16 protein-coding genes and 1 tRNA gene are annotated in these 17,498 nt (G+C 73.1%); 5 read left to right on the plus strand and 12 right to left on the minus strand.

The genetic code is table 11. The features are described 5' to 3' along the window. Positions 1-29 precede the first annotated feature (29 nt). From ITJ54_RS02475 to ITJ54_RS02505, 7 genes are read right to left on the minus strand one after another with little or no spacing between them, the layout of a single operon-like run. On the minus strand, positions 30-452 hold the full coding sequence (locus tag ITJ54_RS02475; protein WP_194625714.1) for an SIP domain-containing protein: 423 nt from the start codon (positions 450-452) through the stop codon (positions 30-32). Between the two features lie 21 nt (positions 453-473). Next, on the minus strand, positions 474-1,124 hold the full coding sequence (locus ITJ54_RS02480) for a TetR/AcrR family transcriptional regulator (protein ID WP_323741569.1): 651 nt from the start codon (positions 1,122-1,124) through the stop codon (positions 474-476). Further along, positions 1,121-3,172: a CocE/NonD family hydrolase gene (locus tag ITJ54_RS02485; protein WP_194625715.1), complete on the minus strand. Its 2,052-nt coding sequence runs from the start codon at positions 3,170-3,172 to the stop codon at positions 1,121-1,123. Before ITJ54_RS02485 ends, ITJ54_RS02480 begins: the two co-directional genes overlap by 4 nt. Further along, positions 3,169-4,983 (minus strand): ABC transporter ATP-binding protein, encoded by a 1,815-nt coding sequence (locus tag ITJ54_RS02490; protein ID WP_194625716.1) that lies wholly within the window; start codon positions 4,981-4,983, stop codon positions 3,169-3,171. Before ITJ54_RS02490 ends, ITJ54_RS02485 begins: the two co-directional genes overlap by 4 nt. Next, a complete protein-coding gene (locus tag ITJ54_RS02495; protein WP_194625717.1) occupies positions 4,980-5,843 on the minus strand; it encodes an ABC transporter permease in 864 nt (287 codons plus the stop codon). The genes ITJ54_RS02490 and ITJ54_RS02495 overlap by 4 nt, the downstream gene beginning before the upstream one ends. Next, positions 5,840-6,892: an ABC transporter permease gene (locus tag ITJ54_RS02500; protein WP_228508148.1), complete on the minus strand. Its 1,053-nt coding sequence runs from the start codon at positions 6,890-6,892 to the stop codon at positions 5,840-5,842. Before ITJ54_RS02500 ends, ITJ54_RS02495 begins: the two co-directional genes overlap by 4 nt. Further along, the gene (locus ITJ54_RS02505) at positions 6,889-8,505 is read right to left on the minus strand and encodes an ABC transporter substrate-binding protein (protein WP_194625718.1); all 1,617 of its coding nucleotides are present in this window, start codon (positions 8,503-8,505) and stop codon (positions 6,889-6,891) included. Before ITJ54_RS02505 ends, ITJ54_RS02500 begins: the two co-directional genes overlap by 4 nt. A 161-nt stretch (positions 8,506-8,666) precedes the next feature. Here ITJ54_RS02505 and ITJ54_RS02510 point away from each other — a divergent pair, with 161 nt between their 5' ends. From ITJ54_RS02510 to ITJ54_RS02520, 3 genes are read left to right on the plus strand one after another with little or no spacing between them, the layout of a single operon-like run. Beyond that, positions 8,667-9,260: a molybdopterin-dependent oxidoreductase gene (locus ITJ54_RS02510; protein ID WP_194625719.1), complete on the plus strand. Its 594-nt coding sequence runs from the start codon at positions 8,667-8,669 to the stop codon at positions 9,258-9,260. Beyond that, a complete protein-coding gene (locus ITJ54_RS02515; protein ID WP_194625720.1) occupies positions 9,257-10,111 on the plus strand; it encodes a ferredoxin reductase in 855 nt (284 codons plus the stop codon). The genes ITJ54_RS02510 and ITJ54_RS02515 overlap by 4 nt, the downstream gene beginning before the upstream one ends. Continuing rightward, entirely contained in the window at positions 10,111-10,362 is a 252-nt protein-coding gene (locus ITJ54_RS02520) for a DUF6510 family protein (RefSeq protein WP_194625721.1), read from the plus strand. The genes ITJ54_RS02515 and ITJ54_RS02520 overlap by 1 nt, the downstream gene beginning before the upstream one ends. Before the next feature lie 88 nt (positions 10,363-10,450). Here the strand turns inward: ITJ54_RS02520 and ITJ54_RS02525 are convergent. After that, positions 10,451-10,522 (minus strand) — tRNA-Gly (locus tag ITJ54_RS02525). A 99-nt stretch (positions 10,523-10,621) separates the two neighbouring features. Between ITJ54_RS02525 and ITJ54_RS02530 the strand changes: the two genes are divergently transcribed. After that, positions 10,622-10,837 (plus strand): hypothetical protein, encoded by a 216-nt coding sequence (locus ITJ54_RS02530; protein ID WP_194625722.1) that lies wholly within the window; start codon positions 10,622-10,624, stop codon positions 10,835-10,837. Positions 10,838-10,877: 40 nt separating this feature from the next. Here the strand turns inward: ITJ54_RS02530 and ITJ54_RS02535 are convergent, their stop codons facing one another. Continuing rightward, positions 10,878-11,558 (minus strand): hypothetical protein, encoded by a 681-nt coding sequence (locus ITJ54_RS02535; RefSeq protein WP_194625723.1) that lies wholly within the window; start codon positions 11,556-11,558, stop codon positions 10,878-10,880. Between the two features lie 92 nt (positions 11,559-11,650). Between ITJ54_RS02535 and ITJ54_RS02540 the strand changes: the two genes are divergently transcribed. Further along, entirely contained in the window at positions 11,651-12,448 is a 798-nt protein-coding gene (locus ITJ54_RS02540) for a DNA-formamidopyrimidine glycosylase family protein (RefSeq protein ID WP_194625724.1), read from the plus strand. A gap of 19 nt (positions 12,449-12,467) precedes the next feature. On the opposite strand, the gene ITJ54_RS02545 is transcribed toward ITJ54_RS02540, so the two are convergent. The 3 genes from ITJ54_RS02545 to ITJ54_RS02555 form a co-directional block, all read right to left on the minus strand. Beyond that, positions 12,468-14,399, minus strand: coding sequence for a family 43 glycosylhydrolase (locus ITJ54_RS02545; protein ID WP_194625725.1), 1,932 nt, complete (start codon positions 14,397-14,399; stop codon positions 12,468-12,470). A gap of 710 nt (positions 14,400-15,109) precedes the next feature. Then, complete coding sequence (locus tag ITJ54_RS02550; RefSeq protein WP_194625726.1) at positions 15,110-16,690, minus strand: ATP-binding protein; 1,581 nt, start codon at positions 16,688-16,690, stop codon at positions 15,110-15,112. After that, the gene (locus tag ITJ54_RS02555) at positions 16,687-17,364 is read right to left on the minus strand and encodes a winged helix-turn-helix domain-containing protein (protein WP_194625727.1); all 678 of its coding nucleotides are present in this window, start codon (positions 17,362-17,364) and stop codon (positions 16,687-16,689) included. The genes ITJ54_RS02550 and ITJ54_RS02555 overlap by 4 nt, the downstream gene beginning before the upstream one ends. Between the last annotated feature and the right edge of the window lie 134 nt (positions 17,365-17,498).

Consider the following 17,498-nt stretch of genomic DNA (forward strand, 5'->3'; position numbering starts at 1 on the left):
GAGGGCTCAGCCGCCGGTCGGACGAGGGCTCAGCCGCCGAACTCGACCTGGACCTGCTGGCCGGCGGCGGTGAGCCCGTGCTGCACCGCGGCCCGGGTCTGGTCGATCCAAGGGCTGTCCGAGCACCCGATCCAGACGATCGTGCGCGGCTCGGAGTCCGCCAGGCACCACTCCCCGGCCCAGGCGAGCACGGCGGCCGCGAGGGCCTCACCGTGGTCGGCGAAGCAGAGCGACGGCACCGCGGACGGCCGGTCGCTGCGGACGAGCCACGACACCGTGACGCGCGGGGGCGCCGGCAGGATGCGGACCTGTTCCTCGAGCGCGACCTCGACGAAGACCTGGCCGTAGGCGGTCTCGGGCAGGTCCTCGAGCAGGCGGTGGATCTCCGGCAGGTCCTCGACCGCGCCGGCGATCAGGACGCGGTCGCCGGGCTGCTGTCGGGAGGGGGCCATGTGCTCACGCTAGGCCTCGCCTCAGGTCAGGACAACCCCGAGTTGCTGGGAGAGGAACTCCCACATCCAGGCCAGTGCCACCGCGTGGGTCAGCCCGGGGGCGTTCTGCGCGATCTGGGTCGCCACGCCGTCGCTGTACGCGGCGAGCTTGAGCGCCACGACGGACGGGTCGATGCCACCAGGGGCCGTGAACGTGCCCACGGCGACGCCGCGGCGGACGACGCGCACCAGGCAGGCCTCCCACACCCGGATGCGTTCGGCGTACTCCTCGGCGACCTCGGGCCGACGGGCGACGGCGGTCCAGTAGTCCGACCAGATGCGCCAGTGCTGCCGGACCTCCTCGCTGTCGTCGAAGAGCGGCGCGACGAGCATCCGCAGCGCCACCACCGGGTCGGGCTCGGCGTCCACGGCGGTCACGATCGCGCCGTAGAACCGCTCGGTCTCGAGCACGACGACCTCGTTGAGGATCTCCGCGACGCTCGCGAAGTGGTACGTCACCGTGCCCACCGAGACGCCCGCCTCGGCCGCGATGTCACGGAGACCGGTGGCCCCGAGCCCGTGCCGCACGATCACCGCGCGGGCGGCACGGACGATCATCGCGCGGCGGACCTCTGGGCGCTGCCGGACCCGTGGCGCCGGAGACCCCGGCGGCGTGGGCACCGTCGCGCTCACGCGGAGGTCCTCGGGACCTCGTCGTGGTGCGTGTGCTCGGCCACGAGCTCCTCGGGGGTGCCGTCGACGCCGTCCCGCGCCCAGGCCCGCACGGTGTTGACGACCGTGAACGCCTCGGCCGTGGCCGACACGTGCGACGTGGTCTCGAGCCGTGCGGCCCAGCCCGTGTGCGTCAACCCGATCGCCCACCGCGACTCGGCGACGGCGGAGGTCGGGTCGCCGCTGACGATGCGGTACGTCTCGCGGGCGTCCTCGTGGAAGACCAGGCCGTCCGGGTAGACCCGGCCGCCGCCGTACCCGGGGTCGACGTCGAGCGTCCACGCCCCGGTCTCGACGTCGTGCGTGACGGTGCGCTGCGGCAGCGGCTCGGCCGGTGCGAGGCGCGTGACCGCCAGCGGCGTCGACCGGGTCGGCTCCTCGAAGCGGACGCCGTCGTCGGTCGAACGCGTCCAGACCGGCAGCGTCACGGTGCTGGCGGCCGGGTCGACCGTGACGGTCGCCGCGGTGCCGTGCGGCCAGACCCACGGCCAGTACGCGGTGGACACGGCGAGGCGCAGGCGGTGTCCGGCGACGAAGCGGTGGCCGGTCGACACGAGCCGCACGGGCAGGGTCGTCGGTTCCCCGGGCACGAGCGGCACCGAGGCGTCCATGCCCGTCCGCCGCAGGCCGTTCAGCACGCCGCGGGTGACGAGCGTCGAGCTGCCGTCCGGGGCCACGTCGCACAGCCGCACGGTGACGGTCGCCCGGGGCTGGTCGCTCGTGAGGACGAGGTCCACCAGGACGTTCCCGAGCAGGTCGAAGGACTCCTCGACCGGCAGGTCGAAGCACACCGAGCGGCCGTCCTCGGCGCGCTGGTCCGGCGGCAGGTCGGTCTGGTTGCCGAACGGGAAGAACCGTCCGGCGTCCGCACCGGTCTCCTGCGGGGACGCGACGACGACGGGGCCGTCCTCACCGCCGCGCAGGGTGTCGAGCGGGAGGGTCCTCGGCGCCGTGGCGTCGTCCGGCCACGACGAGGCGCCGACCCAACGGCCCGAGCGGACCGGGTAGTAGGTGGCGGGCGGCTCCGGGTCGTTGATCCACGCGCGGAGTGCCGGCTCGTCCTCGACGCCGGTGTCGACGCCGCGCAGCCAGCGGTCCCACCAGCGCAACGACTCCTGCAGGAACCCGATCGACGGCCCCGGGGCGAGCCCGCGGTCCGGGTACTGGTGCGACCACGGCCCCACGATCCCCTTGACCGGCGCGTCCACGTGTTCCACGAGCCGGAGCACGGCGTCGCGGTACGGGTCCGCCCACCCGCCGACGGCGAGCACCGCGGCGGAGATGCCCGCGTAGTCCTCGGCGGCGCTGCCGTGGCGCCAGTAGTCGTCCCGCTCCTGGTGCGACAGCCACACCGGCGTCATGGGACGGTTCGACGCCAGCCGCGCACGCCACTGCTCCACCCACGACGGCCCGACGACCTCCGGGCGCGGGGGCCGCGCGTTGAACGCGAACATCGTCCCGCCCCACGCCGCCATGTCGATCCCGAGGACCGCGCCACCGACGTAGTGCACGTCGTTGTCGTAGCGGTCGTCGGTCGAGCACACGGTGACGATCGCCTTGAGCGCCGCCGGAGCACGGGCCGCGAGCTGCAGGGCGTTGAACCCGCCCCACGAGATGCCGAACATGCCGACGGCACCGGTCGACCACGCCTGCGCGGCCAGCCAGGCGATCACGGCCTCGCCGTCGGACAGTTCCTGCTCGCTGTACTCGTCGTCGAAGGTGCCGTCCGAGGACCCGGTGCCACGGATGTCGACCCGGACCGAGGCGTACCCGTGCTCGGCGTACCAGGGGTGTCGTTCCGAGTCCCGCGGTGCCGTCCAGTCGTCGAGCCGGTACGGCAGGTACTCCAGCAGCACGGGCACGGGGGCGTCCGGCCCGGCGGTGGCCGGCGCCCAGATCCGCGTGTGCAGGCGCACCCCGTCGGGCATCGGGATCCAGGTGTCGCGGACGGTCACCCCGTCGGGCAGGTCGACCGGCACCCCGATCCCCGTGAGCGAGCCGTCGGTCATGCGTCCTCCCAGTTCCGGATTCGGTGCCCGTCCCCGTGGTCGGTCCACCCGTCGGCGTGTCGCCAGTGCTGCACGCCGTCGTCGACGTCCGGCAGGTCGGTCACGCCCGGTTCGAGCGTCGCGGCGAGCAGCGTCCGCGTGTACGGGTGGTTCGGGCCGGTGAAGACCCGCTCGGTCGGTCCGATCTCGACGATCCGGCCACCGGTCATCACGGCGACCCGATCGGCGACGCCGCGGACCACGGCGAGGTCGTGGCTGATGAACAGGCAGCTCAGCCCGTTCTCGCGCTGCAGGTCGGCGAGCAGCGCCAGGATGCCGGCCTGCACCTGCACGTCGAGCGCGGTCGTGATCTCGTCGGCGATCACGAGCCGGGGCCCTGCGGCCAGCGCACGGGCGATGCCGACGCGCTGCCGCTGCCCGCCCGACAGCTGCGCGGGCAGCCGGGTGGCGAACTCCGGCCCGAGGCCGACCTGGGTCAGCAGGTCCGCCACCCGCGCGCGGGACGACGACCCGGTGAAGAGCCGCAGCGGCCGGGCGATGGCCGCGCCGACGGTCCGGCGCGGGTTCAGCGAGGTGTCGGCGTTCTGGAACACGAGCTGCACGGCCCGACGGAGCTCCGGGGAGCGTGCACCGACCGGCTGACGCAGGTCACCCGTCGCGGTGTCGTCCGCGTACGTGAAGGTGCCGGACTCGGCGGGCACCAGGCCCGCCATCGCCGTGGCGAGCGTCGACTTGCCGCTGCCGGACTCGCCCACCACGGCGAGCGTTTCGCGGGCGCCGATCGCGAAGGACACGCCGTCGACGGCGGCTGGCAGGCCGCGTCCGTAGCGGACCACCAGGTCGGTCGCGGTCACGACCGGACGGCCTGGAGGCTCGGTGTGCGCAGCCGTGTCGGTGACCGTCCCGGGGACGGTCGGGTCCTGGTCGTGGTGATCCGGGCCTCCCGTCCGGGTGCGGCCGTCGGGGACGGCTGCCAACAGGGCGCGGGTGTACTCGTGCTGCGGGTCCGCGAAGAGCGCGGCGGTGTCACGGTGCTCGACGACCTCGCCGTCGCGCATCACGGCGATCTCGTCGGCCATCGCGGACACGACGCCGAGGTCGTGGCTGACCAGGAGGACGGCCATGCCGAGCTCACGACCGAGGTCGGCGACGAGGTCGAGGACCGCCGCCTGCGTGACCACGTCGAGCGCGGTGGTCGGTTCGTCGAGGACGAGCACCCGCGGCCGGGCGGCGACGGCCATCGCGATCGCGACGCGCTGCTGCTGGCCGCCGGAGAGCTGGTGCGGGTAGCGGCGGACGATCGTGTCCGGGTCGGGCAGCCGGACGAGCCGGACCAGCTCGGCGACGCGCTCCGGCGAGTCGGGCTCGCCGTGGGCGCTGAGGGCCTCGCGGATCTGGGCACCGACCCGCATGGACGGGGTCAGGGCCTGTCCGGCGTTCTGCGCGACCACCGACGCCGTGCCGCCGCGGAGGGCCCGCGTGGCCGAGGGTGACAGGGCGAAGACGTCCTGGTCGGCGACGACGACCGACCCGCGGACGATCCGGGAGCCCGTGCGGAGGTGCGCGAGCAGCGTCCGCGCGACGGTGGACTTGCCGGAGCCGGACTCGCCGACCAGCCCGAGGGTCTGGCCGGCCCGGATGGTGAACGAGACGCCGCGGACGACGGGGACCTCGGAGCGGCCGGCGGCGTAGGAGATCGCGAGGTCGTCGACGCGGACGGTGGCGGTGGTGGCGTCGGGCGTCGGGGTGGTGGTGTCGTTGGCTGCGGTGGCGGGTGTCGGGGTGTCGGTTGCTGGGGTGTCGCGGTTCATGCGCGGGTCGCTCCCTGCGTGGCACGGTCGACGCCGAGCGACTTGCTCAGTCCGTCGGCGGCGAGGTTCAGGCCGACCACCAGGGTCGCCAGCGCCACGATGGGCGCCAACGTGCCGAGCGGCACGACGGTGAGTGCGGTGCGGTTCTCCTGCACCATGAGACCCCAGTCCGGCGTCGGCGGGTTCGCCCCGAAGCCGAGGAAGGACAGCGACGCCACGAGCAGCACGATCCACGACGCCCGCATCGCGTACTCGACGAGCACGACGTCGAGGACGTTCGGCAGGATCTCGCGGAACACGATCGACAGCGGCTTCTCGCCCCTGGCCCTGGCCGCCGTGACGTAGTCCTGCGTGATCACGGTGCGGGCGGCGCCGCGCACGACCCGGGTGACGGCGGGGGCGTAGACGACGGTGACGGCGAGGACGATGACCCAGAGCCCGGCGTCGAAGACGGTGACGACGACGAGCAGCGCCAGGATCGACGGCACGCTGAGCAGGGCGTCGACGACGCGCATCACGACCTCGTCGAACCAGTTGTCGGCGTAGGCGGTGACGGCGCCGAGGACGGTGCCGACGGCGACCGCGATCGTCGTCGCGAGGAACGTGACGAGCAGCGCGTACCGGCCGCCGTTCAGCGTGCGGGACAGGATGTCGCGGCCGTACTGGTCGGTGCCGAGCCAGTGCGTCCACTCGGGGCCGGCGAGCACGTTCGCGGAGTCGGTGGCGACGGGGTCGTGCACGCCGATGACCGGTGCCAGGACGGCGAGGACGAGGTGCAGGGCGATGAGCCCGAGGCCGACGGCGAGGGCCGTCGAGCTGCGGAGCGGCGCGACGACCGTGCCGATGACGCTGGTGCTCATGCGGAGACCTTCCCTTCGGGTGCGACGGTGCCAGCCGGTGCGGTCGACGTCCCCGGGGTGCGGCGACGCCGGGCCGGCGGGCGGACGCGGGTGCGCCGCTGGCGGGTGCGGAGCCGCGGGTCGAGCGCGAGTGCCACCAGGTCGGCGGCGAGGTTGCACACGACGTAGACGACGGCGCTGAGCAGCGCGATGGCCTCGATCACGGGCAGGTCCCGGTTGAAGACCGACTCGAGCATGAGCTTGCCCATGCCCGGGTAGTTGAAGACGTTCTCCACGACGACCACGCCGCCGAGGAGCCACGCCACGTTGAGCGCGACGACGTTCAGCGTCGGGAGCAGCGCACTCGGGACGGCGTGCTTCCACACCACCCGGCGCATCGTCAGGCCCTTCAGCTCGGCGGTCGTGACGAACTCGGACGCCATCACGTCGATCGTCGACGAGCGCGCGGTGCGCACGATGTACGCCGCCATGGCCAGGGTCAGCACGATGATCGGCAGCCAGATCGTCGGCAGCAGCTCCCCCACGGTCGCGTCGCTGCCGCGGAGCACCACGGCCGGGAACAGCGGGATGCCGATCGCGAACAGCAGCACCAGCACCGTCGCGACCATGAACTCGGGCACGCTCATCACGACCAGGCTGACGATCGAGATGACCCGGTCAGTCGGACGCCCACGGCGCACACCGGCGACCACGCCGAGCGTGAGCGACAGCGTCACGCCGACGAGCATCGCGGGCACGGCGATGAGCATGCTGTTGCGGAACGCGGTGAACAACGTCGGGGCGACGGGCTCCCCGCTGACGAGCGACGTGCCGAAGTCGCCGTGCGCGGCACCGACGAGCCACTGCCCGTACCGGAGCCACACGTTCTGGTCGAGCCCGAGCGTCTCGCGGAGCTGCTTGACGGCCGCGGGTGTGGCGTTCTGGCCGAGGAGCTGCTGCGCGACGTCGCCGGGCAGCGCCTGCACGGCGAGGAAGACGAACAGGGACGCCAGGACCACTGTCAGCAGGGCGATCCCGACGCGCCGGAGCACGGGGAGGAGGACGTTCATCGGGCCAGTCCGATCCTGAGGTAGTCGAACTCGAAGCCGAACTCCGCGTAGTTGACGACGTCGCGGGACAGCCCGACCAGGCGGTCGCCGAACATCGGGGTCATGTCCGCGCCGTCCGCCACGATCATCCGCTGGGCGTCCCGGTAGAGCGTCAGCCGCTTGGCGTCGTCCATCTCGGCGCGGGCGTCGTCGAGGAGCGCGTCGAACCGCGGGTTCGCCCAGGCGCTCTCGTTGTACGACGACCCGGAGCGGAAGATCTGGTTGAGCAGCTGGTCGATCGGCCGCCCGGTGAAGAAGTAGCTCACCATGAGCGGCTTCTGCAGCCAGATCTGCGTGTAGTACGAGTCCGCCGACGCGTTCTTCACGGTCAGGTCGATCCCGGCGGCCTTGACCTGGTCGCGGTAGGCGACGGCGAGCGGCGTGAACACCGACTCGTAGCTCGACGTGTAGATCGACGCCTGGAACCGCTCGTGGCCGGCCCGCTTGAGCAGGCTCCTCGCCTTGTCGGGGTCGTGCTCGCGGGGTTCGTCGAGGAACGCGGCGAGCTGCGGCGGCACGGGGTTGTCCCACCCGGGCGAGCCGGTGCCCTGCACCGCCGTGTCGACGATCTTCCTGGGGTCGTAGGCGAGCTTCATGGCCTGGCGCACCAGCGGGTCGGAGAACTGCTCGCTCGTCGCGAGCATCGGCATCGTGTACCACTGCGCGTTCACGACCCGGGCGACGGTGGCTCGCTGTGACGCGGCGACGACCCGCGCCGTGGCGAAGTCGAGGTTGGTCTGCGAGATGAGGTCGATCTGGCCCGCGAGCAGCGCGTTCACCCGCGCGGTGGTGTCCTGGATCGAGAAGAAGTCGATGCCGTCGAGCGCGGGACGGCCGGCGAAGTGGTCGTCGAAGGCCTCGATGCTGCCGGTGCCGGCCGGTGCGAAGGACGAGAGCTTGAACGGGCCGGTGCCGATGCCGGTCGTGCCGATGGTGTCGATCGCACCGGCGGGCACGATGTAGCACTGGTACGCCGTCAGCAGCGAGGGGAACTCCGCGTTCGGCTTCGTCAGCTCGAACCGCAGCGTGTACGGGTCGATCGCCCGCATCGAGTCCGCGGTCATCACCTCGCCGAGCACCCCGGCCTGCGGTGAGGCGGTCTTCTCGTCGAGGATGTGCCGGATGCTGGCGATCGCGTCGTCCGCGGTGAACCGGGAGCCGTCGTGGAAGCGCACCCCGCGGCGGAGCGCGAACGTCCACACGGTGCCGTCGGCGTTGCCGGACCACTCGCGGGCCAGGTCGGGGACGGTCTGGCCGGACTCGTCGAGCCGGACCAGGCGGTTGTAGAGCGCCCCGAGGTACTCGTAGGCGGAGAGCGAGCTCGCCGAGTCGAGGGTCTCGGCGGCGGACGCGGCGGGGCGGGCGATGCGCAGGCGCCCACCGCGGCGGGTGACGCCGGTGGCGGCCTGCTCCGGGATCGTGACGGCTCCGGCGCCGGTGCTGCACCCGGTGAGGGTGAGGAGACCGAGACCCGCGAGCCCGGCGGCGCCGGTGAGGAGCGCGCGGCGGCTGGGACCACGGCCGTCTCGGGCGGCGCGCTGGTCGGGGTGGTGCTGCTGGACGACGTGCTGCATTCGGGGTGACCCCTCCTGGTAATCGTTCCGGTGAACGATAGAGGGATTCGCGCTCCCTGGCCAATCCCGTGACACGTCCCAGCGCGAAGATTCACGAATCCGTCACACGCGGACGCGGTCGAGGGGCCAGGATCGACAGGAGCAACGACGAGGAGCAACCGATGGCGACCTTCACCCGCGGGTTCGGCGGACGACGACGAGGCGAGGACGATGACCGCACCCCGCCTGGGCAGACGCTCGTGCGGGACTGGCCCGTGCTCTCGGCCGGGGCCACGCCGGAGATCGCGCCCGCGGACTGGAGCTTCTCCATCCAGACCGAGTCCGGCCTGTACGAGTGGACGTGGGACGAGGTCCAGGCGCTCGGCGTCGAGGACGTCACCGTCGACATCCACTGCGTCACACACTGGTCGAAGCTCGACATGCCCTGGCGCGGCGTGCCGCTCGACGCCCTGTTCGCCCAGGTGGAGACCTCGTTGGACTACTGCATGGTGCACAGCTTCGGCGGCTACACGACGAACGTCCCCCTCGACGAACTGCTCGGCGGCAAGGCCTGGGTCGCGTTCGAGGCCGACGGCGAACCCCTCGAGCCCGAGCACGGCGGCCCCGCGCGGCTGCTCGTCCCCGCCCTGTACTTCTGGAAGAGCGCGAAGTGGGTGCGCGGCATCGTCATGCAGGCCGACGACGAGCCGGGCTTCTGGGAGAACGCGGGCTACAACATGCATGGTGACCCCTGGAAGGAAGAGCGGTACTGGTGAGCGCACCAGCGTCCGTCGAGTCCGTCTCGGTCCCGTCCGCCGAGACCCCGGCGACCGGCCAGGAGGCTCCCCCGTCGCCCGCCACGTCGGCTCGGCCCGCCGGGTCCCCGCGTCCGCACCGACGACCGGCCTGGCACGCCGCCACCGTCGCCGAGGTCCGTGCCGAGAGCCCCACCGCCCGTCGCCTGGTGCTCGACGTCCCGACCTGGCCGGGCAACGACCCCGGGCAGCACCTCGACCTGCGGCTCACGGCCGAGGACGGCTACCAGGCGACCCGCTCGTACTCGGTGGCGTCCGCCGGTGACGACCCGCGCGTGACCCTGGCGGTCGACCGGGTCGACGACGGCGAGGTCTCGCCGTTCCTGGTCGACGCGATCGAGGTCGGCGACACCCTCGAGGTGCACGGTCCCCTCGGCGGCTGGTTCGTGTGGCGCCCGTCCTCCGAGTCCACCCGGCCCGTGCAGCTCATCGCGGGCGGGTCCGGGATCGTGCCGCTCGTGGCGATGGTCACGGCACACGCCGAGGCCGACGACCCGACGCCCTTCCGGCTCCTCTACGCGGTCCGCACCCCCGACGACGTCTTCTTCCGGCCGGAGCTCGACGCCGCCCTCGGGACTGAAGCCCCGCTCGACGTCACGGTCGTGTACAGCCGCACGGCTCCGTCCGACGCGACCGTCCCGGCAGGCCGTCTCACAAAGGACACCCTGGCCGCGGCGGTGCTGCCCCCGGAGGACGGCGCCCTGGTCTACGTGTGCGGGTCGACGCCGTTCGTCGAGCAGGTCCTGCGCTGGCTCGGCGAGCTCGGGCACGACGTGGCAGACGTCCGCGCGGAACGGTTCGGAGGCAGCTGATGACCCTGTTCGACGGCAACGCCCTGGCCGGTGAGCTGGCGGACGTGCTCGGCGCCGACCCCACGACGGCGCGACTGCGCTGCACCGGGTGCGGGTCGCTCGGGTCCCTCGGCGAGACCCGGGTCTACCGCACGGCGATGGGGTCGGTCGCCCGGTGCCACGGCTGCGACACGGTGCTCGTCACGGTGGTGTCGGACGGGGTCCGGCGGCGCGTCGGGCTGCCGGGGGTCCGAGCAGCGTCGATCGCCTGAACGCTCCTGCAACCAGCCGCTCCTGGAACCAGAAAACCCCGACCGAAGTCGGGGTTGTCCAGGGGCCGGGTGGAGCCGGTTGTTCCCGAGCGGATGACGAGATTCGAACTCGCGACCCTCACCTTGGCAAGGTGATGCGCTACCACTGCGCCACATCCGCATGCGCTGCCTGACGGCCGCGCTCGGATGACGATACCAGTGTTCGCGGGTGCCGCCGTCGCACGGCCGGTGCCGGGCGTGTCCGTGTTGGATGGAGCGCATGAGTGACTTCGTGAAGGAAGTACCGGCACACCACCCGGACGAACCCGATGCGCACGGCGTGGACCTGGTCGACGGCGACGAACCGGCGGTGCGCATCCTGGTCCGCGGCGCCCTGCCCGCGACGCTCGAGCACGACGGCCGCACCTGGGCGGCGACGGACGAGACCCACGACGCCGGGGACGCCCCGGCGATCTCGGTCTACCGTCCCGCCTGAGCCGCCGGAGCGGGCTCGGTCGGCTGCGTCGCCCCGGCGCTCAGAGCCCGGCTCGGGGCTCGGCGTCCTGCCGGACCCCCGCGGCCACGGCGACCGCACGGACGCCATCGGTGAGCTCGTCGCCGCGGAGCGTCTTCGCGAACCCGACGACGGTCCGGTACAGCGGCAGGTCGACGGCCGTCCACTGGCCGTTGTCCACCAGCACGCGGAGGGCGTCGACGGTGCCGAACGCGTAGCGCCCCGCTGCCGTGGTCTCGCCGTTGCCGACCGACCGCACCGCCGACCGCGGGATGCCGAGCAGCAGCCGTGGGGTGCTGCCGCCGACGTAGAGGCCCAGCCCCTGGTGGTCGGCGACGAGCGTGGCGAGACCGCGGCGCGGGACGTCACCGTCGGGCGTCGTCCCGAGCATCGCCGCCGTCCGCCGGATCTCCACCACGAGGTCCCGCTTCAGCTGCACCTTGGCCAGGTGCGCGCCGGGGTGCAGCTGCGCCAGGGCCGTCTCCCGCTGCCGGGTCCTGGCGTTCTGGATCCCCAGGACGATCTGCAGGACGACGAAGATGCCGACCGCGTAGAGCGCCAGCGTGCCGATGACCCCCGCCGTCGACATGCCCTCCTCGTGCTCCCGCCAGGCGAGGAACCCGAAGCGCAGCGCGAGGTACCCCCCGACCACGACGATCGTGATGAGTCCCCCGCGGCGCCTGCTGCTGTTCCCGTTCCCCATCCTCGACACCCTAGGTCGCCGGTGCCGACGAGCACCGATCCTGCACGGGCTCTCAACCGCGGTGTGTCGGCGGTGCTCGGTAGCGTGCGACCGTGCCAGAGGGTGACTCCGTCTTCCGCCTCGCCGCGCGACTGCGCCAGGTCGACGGCGCTCGGGTCCTCCGTGGGGAGCTCCGGTCCGGCGGGGCAGCCGGGCGCTCCCTCGCCGGGCTGCGGGTCGTCGGCCACGCCACGCACGGCAAGCACCTGCTGACCCGCTTCGACGACGGCACGACCCTGCACACCCACCTGCGGATGCAGGGCTCGTGGACGGTCACGGCGCCGGGCCGACGACTGCCCACGGCGGCGGCCCGCGGTGCCCGGGTCCGCCTGGCGCTCGAGGACGGCCGGACGGTCTGGGGCCTCGACCTGCCCGTCGTGGACCTCCTCGACACCGCGGACGAGGCCCGCGTGCTCGGCCACCTCGGTCCGGACCTGCTCCACGACCACTTCGACGCGGACCTCGCCGCTGCCCGGGTCCTGGGCGACCCGACGGCACCGGTGCGGCGCGTCCTGCTCGACCAGCGGAACGTGGCGGGCCTCGGCAACCTCTGGGTCAACGAGCTCGGGTTCCTCCGCGGCCTGCACCCCGACCGACCCGTCGGCACCGTGGACGTGCCGGCGCTGCTCGACCTCGCACGCCGCATGCTCGTGCGGTCCGCCACGCTCCCCGACGCCTACCAGGTCACGACCGGTGTCCGGCGTCGCGGGGAACGACACTGGGTCGTCGGCCGCGCCGGACGTCCGTGTCTGCGGTGTCGCACGCCGGTGCTCGGCCGCGACGCCGTCGAGGTCGTCGGCTCGGCACCGCGGCGCACCTGGTGGTGTCCGCGGTGCCAGCCGACGACCTGACCGTCCGGGTGGGCCCCGCTCAGCGGTGGGACGGCCGGACCGTGCTGACGCGCAGGTCCTCGAACGTGCTGGTGAACCCGGACCCGCCGAGCGAGATCAGCCCGACGCGCGGGCTGTCCCCGAGGTCGGCTGTCCAGGTGCCGCCGCGGACGAAGTGCCGCCCGTCCATGCTCGTGTACGCCGTGTACTGCCCCTCGCCCCGGACGGTGCGGTGCACGATCCGCAGCGTCGTGGTGTCACCGACCGGGCCGACGACCATGTTGCCGTAGGTGGGCGCCCCGGTCGGCTGCCCGGACACCTGCTTGCCGAACTCCGTCTGCCGGGTGTCGAAGATCGAGTTCGACACCAGCCGGACGTAGTTGCCGTCGTCGCCGTAGGCGATCAGGCCGCCCTGGACGTAGTTCACGCCGTCGCCGGTGGCCGGGGTGTCGACCGCGACCGTCGTCTGCAGCACCCAGTCGCCGCGCGGTGCCGGTTCGGTGAGCACGGACGCGAGCGGGGTCTGCGGCGGGTGCAGGTCCGCGGCCTGGGTCTGCCAGCGGAACGTGCTGTCGCCGACCGAGTAGGTCGAGGCATCGGGCTCGCGCGTCCACGTCAGCTGGGACGGCAGTGCCGAGCCGTCGAACCCGGTCGAGGCCGAGCGGATGAGCCGTCCCGGTTCGTCGACGGGCGCGCTGGACGGTCGGTAGGTGGGTCGCTGCCCGGGCTGCGCGACCGGACCCGGCTGCACGGTGTCGGACGGTCCCGCTCCCCCGCGGACGACGGGCCACCCGCCCTGCCAGTCCAGCGGGTCGATGAGCACCGGCCGCTTCGTGTAGGTCGCCTGCCCCGAGTAGTACGGGTTGTTCCGGTCCACCGCGTGGTAGATGATCCAGTCCTGGCCCGCGTAGTCGGTGACCACGGTGTTGTGCCCGGTGCCCACCCAGCGGTTGCCGTTCTGCGCGAGCAGGGGCGAGCCTCCGACCCGGGTGCTGGTGATGGCGACCCCGTCGCGGTCGACGAAGGGTCCGAGCGGGCTGCGCGACCTCGCGACGAAGACGCCGTAGCCCGTGAGCGAGCCGGCGCAGCAGTTCGTCGCCGATCCCATGAAGTACCACCACCCGGCGTGGCGCATCAGGTACGCGCCCTCGTAGCGGTTGTCGATCGCGATCTGCCGCTCGCTCGCGGGGTCCGAGCGGAGCCCGTCGGCGCTCAGCGTCCGCACGACCACGCCGCCGAAGTAGCTGCCGAAGTACAGGTACGTGGTGCCGCGGTCGGTGATGACCTCGGGGTCGAACTCCCACCGATCCCCGCCGGTCGGCCCGGAGCGCGGTGCCACGACCGGTCCGCCCGAGTCCGTCCAGGGGCCGGTCGGGCTCGAGCTCGTCGCGACGCCGACAGCCGACCCGCCGCCGGTCGGAGCGGTCGCGCTCGGGGTGTCCGAGGCGGCGTAGTACAGGTACCAGGTGCCCGCACGCCCGTGGGAACCGGCGCGGTACACGACGTCGGGAGCCCAGATGCCGTTCGCGTCCCCGACCCACGCGGGCTTCGCGCTGAAGGCGTCGCCGACGTAGGTCCAGTGCGTGAGGTCCGTCGAGCGGTACGTCGGCACGGTGTGCTGCACGAGCGTGCCGTCGGGGTTCGTCTCCGTCGCCGACAGGGCGTCGGTCGTGCAGTACAGGTACCAGTTCCGGTCCCGCCCCACCCCGTGGATCGCCGTCGGGTCGGCGCAGCTCGCCGCCGTCTCGCCGTCCGGCAGTCGGAGCGCCATCGGGTTCTGGTGCGTCGGGGCGACGCGGCCGCCCCGCGAGGCGATCGACGCTGCGGTGGTGGTGGAGGCCGTGTCGATCGAGGTGGTGCTGGTGGTGGTCGCGCTGACGGCGGGTGCCGCCACGGCCGCAGCCGGGAGGCCCGGGGTCGCGACCCCCGCCAGGGTCGCGACCGCGATCAGTGCGGTGAGTGCTCGGCGCACAGGAGGTCTCGCTCTCTCTCGTCGTTGAGGAGGTGCTGGCACCGCGCGGGACCGGCGGTGCTGCGCGCGAGCGTACGCCCCGGCCGCGGGAACGACCAGGCGCACTGCGTCCTCCGACCCGGCGCTCCCGGTCGCCGCGCGTTCCGACCCGCAACGCGCGATCCCACCCATGACGCCCACGATGGGAGGCGGTTTCGCGCGTTGGTGGTCGGAACGAACGACCTCCTACGCGCGATGTGACCCACGCAGCACGTTCCGCCCTCCAACGCGCGCTCGGACCCGCAACGCGCGACCTGACCCGCAACGCGCGATCCCACCCGCAACGCGCGTTCCGACCCGCAACGCGCGATCCCACCCGCAACGCGCGTTCCGACCCGCAACGCGCGATCCCACCCATGACGCCCGCGATGGGAAGCGGTATCGCGCGTTGACGGTCGGGACGAACGACCTCCTACGCGCGAAGTGACCCTCTCAGCGCGTTCGGACCTGCAACGCGCGATCCCACCCGCTGAGCGCGGAACGACCTGCCGCGCGCGGAACGGATGGACTTCGGCGGCGCGCTCACCTCGTCCCACTCCCCCCCGGTTCTCGCCGGACGACGGAGTTCGTCAAGCGGGATGACGGATCCGGTTGGCTCGGCCCGAGTTCCGCGAACCGGATTCGTCAGCGCGGAGAACGGGAACCGGTTCCCCGCCGCGATGGCCCTCGAGTCAGACCCGCAGCTCCGTCTGCGCCTCCGCCTGCGCGTCCGCACTCGCACCCGCACCCGTCGGCACCGGAACAGACACAGGAACAGCGACGGGCCCCGGAACGGGCATGACGACGGGGAGCGTGAGGACGAACGCGGTGTCCTCGCCGGGCGGACACACCAGGTCGCCGCCATGGGCTCGGGCGATGCCTCGGGCGATCGGCAGCCCAAGCCCGGCGCCACCGTGACGGTCATCCCGCGCGGCGTCGAGCCGGACGAGCCGGTCGAACACGCGCTCCCGGTCGGCCTCCGGGATCCCCGGGCCGTCGTCGGTCACACGCACGACGCCGTGCCCGTCCTCGGCCGCGACGACCACGGCGACGACGCCGCTGCCGCCCGTTGCCCGCGCCGCGTTCTCGAGCAGGTTCCCCAGGACCTGCCCGAGCCGGTCGTCATCACCGGAGACACCCACGGCACCCGTCGGCTCCAGGACCTCGACCCGGAGTGCGGGCGCCCGGAGCCGGGCACGCGATGCCTCCGCACGGGCGACGCTGCCGAGGTCGACGGGGGCCAGGTCGAGCTCGAGCCCGCGGTCGACCCGTGCCATCAGCAGCATGTCGTCGACGAGCCGGCCGGCACGCCCCGCCTGCCGGACGACGTGCACGGCGAGGTCCTCACGCTCGGCGGGGTCGAGCGGCGTCCGCACGAGGGTGTCCGCCGCGGCGCGGATGCCGGCGACCGGCGTGCGGAGCTCGTGGGCGGCGTCGGAGAGGAACGCGCGCATCCGGGCCTCGGCGGCGAGGGCCTGGCGCTCGGCACCCTCGACCGCGTCGAGCATCTCGTCGAAGGCCACGGCCACGCGGCCGATCTCGGTGTCACGACGAGCCGGACGGAGTCGTCGTCCCCGGTCACCGTGCGCGATCGACCGGGCGGCCCTCGTCATCGTGTCGAGCGGCCGCATCGTGCGCCGCACCACGAGCACCAGGCCGCCGGCAGCGACGAGCAGGAACACGGCGGAGGCGCCGAGCATCACCCAGCCCAGCTCCCCGAGGACCTCGTCGACCGACCCGGTGCCCGCGGTCAGCCGGATCGTCGAACCGTCACTGAGCCGGGAGACGAGGGTCACGAGCCGTCCCTCCTCGCGCACCGTGGAGGAGCTGATGCGGACCTGCCCGCTCGCGCCAGTGGACCCGCCCGCGGAGGTGGACCCGGCCACCCCGTCGGCGGTTGCTGACCCGGTTGCTGGTGTCGAGCCTCCCGGCCCTGCCGGACCGGACAGTCCCGGCGGCTCGGGCGGACCCTGCCGGAGCTGCTCCGGGGTGGGGCCGGCCTCGACGGAACCGCCGTCGCTCGTGGTGATCGTGACGGCGAGTCCCTGCATCGACAGCCGGTCGGCCAGGTCGTCCGCGTCCACCGTGCCCACGAGCGCCGCGGCGGCGGAGGCCCGGTCGCGCAGGCGGTCCTCGATCTGCGTGCGGAGGCGGTCGCCGAGCGTCGCCTGCACCGCGACGGACAGCAGCCCGAGGAGCACCGCGAGCAGCACCAGGACGGCGACCACCGTCCGCGCGCGCAGCGACCCGGTGCGGAGCTGCCCCGCGCTCACGCGGCCACCGCGCTCATGCGGTACCCGAGGCCGCGGACGGTGTGGATGAGCCGCGGCCCGTGCGCCTCCATCTTGCGGCGGACGGCACTGAGGTGGACCTCGACGAGGTTCGGGTCGACGCTGTCGTACCCCCACACCTGCGTCAGGATCTGGGTCTTGGAGAGGGTGCGCCCGCGGCTCTCGGCCAGGAACGCGAGCAGCCGGAACTCCGTCGCGGTGAGGTCGAGCGTGACCCCGGCGCGACGGACCACGGCGGCGTCCGGGTCGAGCACGAGGTCCGCGACCTCGACCACCGAGGGGATCCGTCCCCGGCGTCGCAGCACGGCGGTGACCCGCGCGACGAGCTCGGCCATCGCGAAGGGCTTCACCACGTAGTCGTCGGCGCCCTCGGCGAAGCCGCGCAGCCGGTCGTGGACCTCGTCACGTGCCGTGAGCATCACGATGGCGGCGTCGGACGTGGTCCGGACCCGGCCGGCGAGCTGGATGCCGCTCGCACCGGGCAGCATCCAGTCGAGGACCACGAGGTCGGGCACGAACCGCACCAGGTCGTGCTGGAGCGTGTCCCCGTCGGGAGCATCGAGCACCACGAGTCCCTCGGCACGGAGGGAACGGGCCACGGACAGGCGGATGGTCTCGTCGTCGTCGATGAGCAGGACGCGGGCAGGGGTGGGCACGGCGGACACCGTACGTCGGTGTTGCAATCACGGAGCATGGAGCCACCTGGGCAGCACCTGGGCTTCAGTCCTGCTTCAGATTCGACTTCGACCGTGGTCTTCACCGGCAGGACCGCCGGACCGGCACACCGCCG

Origin of the sequence: Curtobacterium sp. VKM Ac-2865, assembly GCF_015350905.1 — a bacterium.
Taxonomy (GTDB): domain Bacteria; phylum Actinomycetota; class Actinomycetes; order Actinomycetales; family Microbacteriaceae; genus Curtobacterium.

Excerpts from the sequence above, each read along its gene's own strand:
- ITJ54_RS02475 (WP_194625714.1), bottom strand. The coding sequence starts at position 452 with ATGGCCCCCTCCCGACAGCAGCCCGGCGACCGCGTCCTGATCGCCGGC.
- ITJ54_RS02485 (WP_194625715.1), bottom strand. The coding sequence starts at position 3,172 with ATGACCGACGGCTCGCTCACGGGGATCGGGGTGCCGGTCGACCTGCCC.
- ITJ54_RS02490 (WP_194625716.1), bottom strand. The coding sequence starts at position 4,983 with ATGAACCGCGACACCCCAGCAACCGACACCCCGACACCCGCCACCGCA.
- ITJ54_RS02495 (WP_194625717.1), bottom strand. The coding sequence starts at position 5,843 with ATGAGCACCAGCGTCATCGGCACGGTCGTCGCGCCGCTCCGCAGCTCG.
- ITJ54_RS02500 (WP_228508148.1), bottom strand. The coding sequence starts at position 6,892 with ATGAACGTCCTCCTCCCCGTGCTCCGGCGCGTCGGGATCGCCCTGCTG.
- ITJ54_RS02505 (WP_194625718.1), bottom strand. The coding sequence starts at position 8,505 with ATGCAGCACGTCGTCCAGCAGCACCACCCCGACCAGCGCGCCGCCCGA.
- ITJ54_RS02510 (WP_194625719.1), top strand. The coding sequence starts at position 8,667 with ATGGCGACCTTCACCCGCGGGTTCGGCGGACGACGACGAGGCGAGGAC.
- ITJ54_RS02520 (WP_194625721.1), top strand. The coding sequence starts at position 10,111 with ATGACCCTGTTCGACGGCAACGCCCTGGCCGGTGAGCTGGCGGACGTG.
- ITJ54_RS02530 (WP_194625722.1), top strand. The coding sequence starts at position 10,622 with ATGAGTGACTTCGTGAAGGAAGTACCGGCACACCACCCGGACGAACCC.
- ITJ54_RS02535 (WP_194625723.1), bottom strand. The coding sequence starts at position 11,558 with ATGGGGAACGGGAACAGCAGCAGGCGCCGCGGGGGACTCATCACGATC.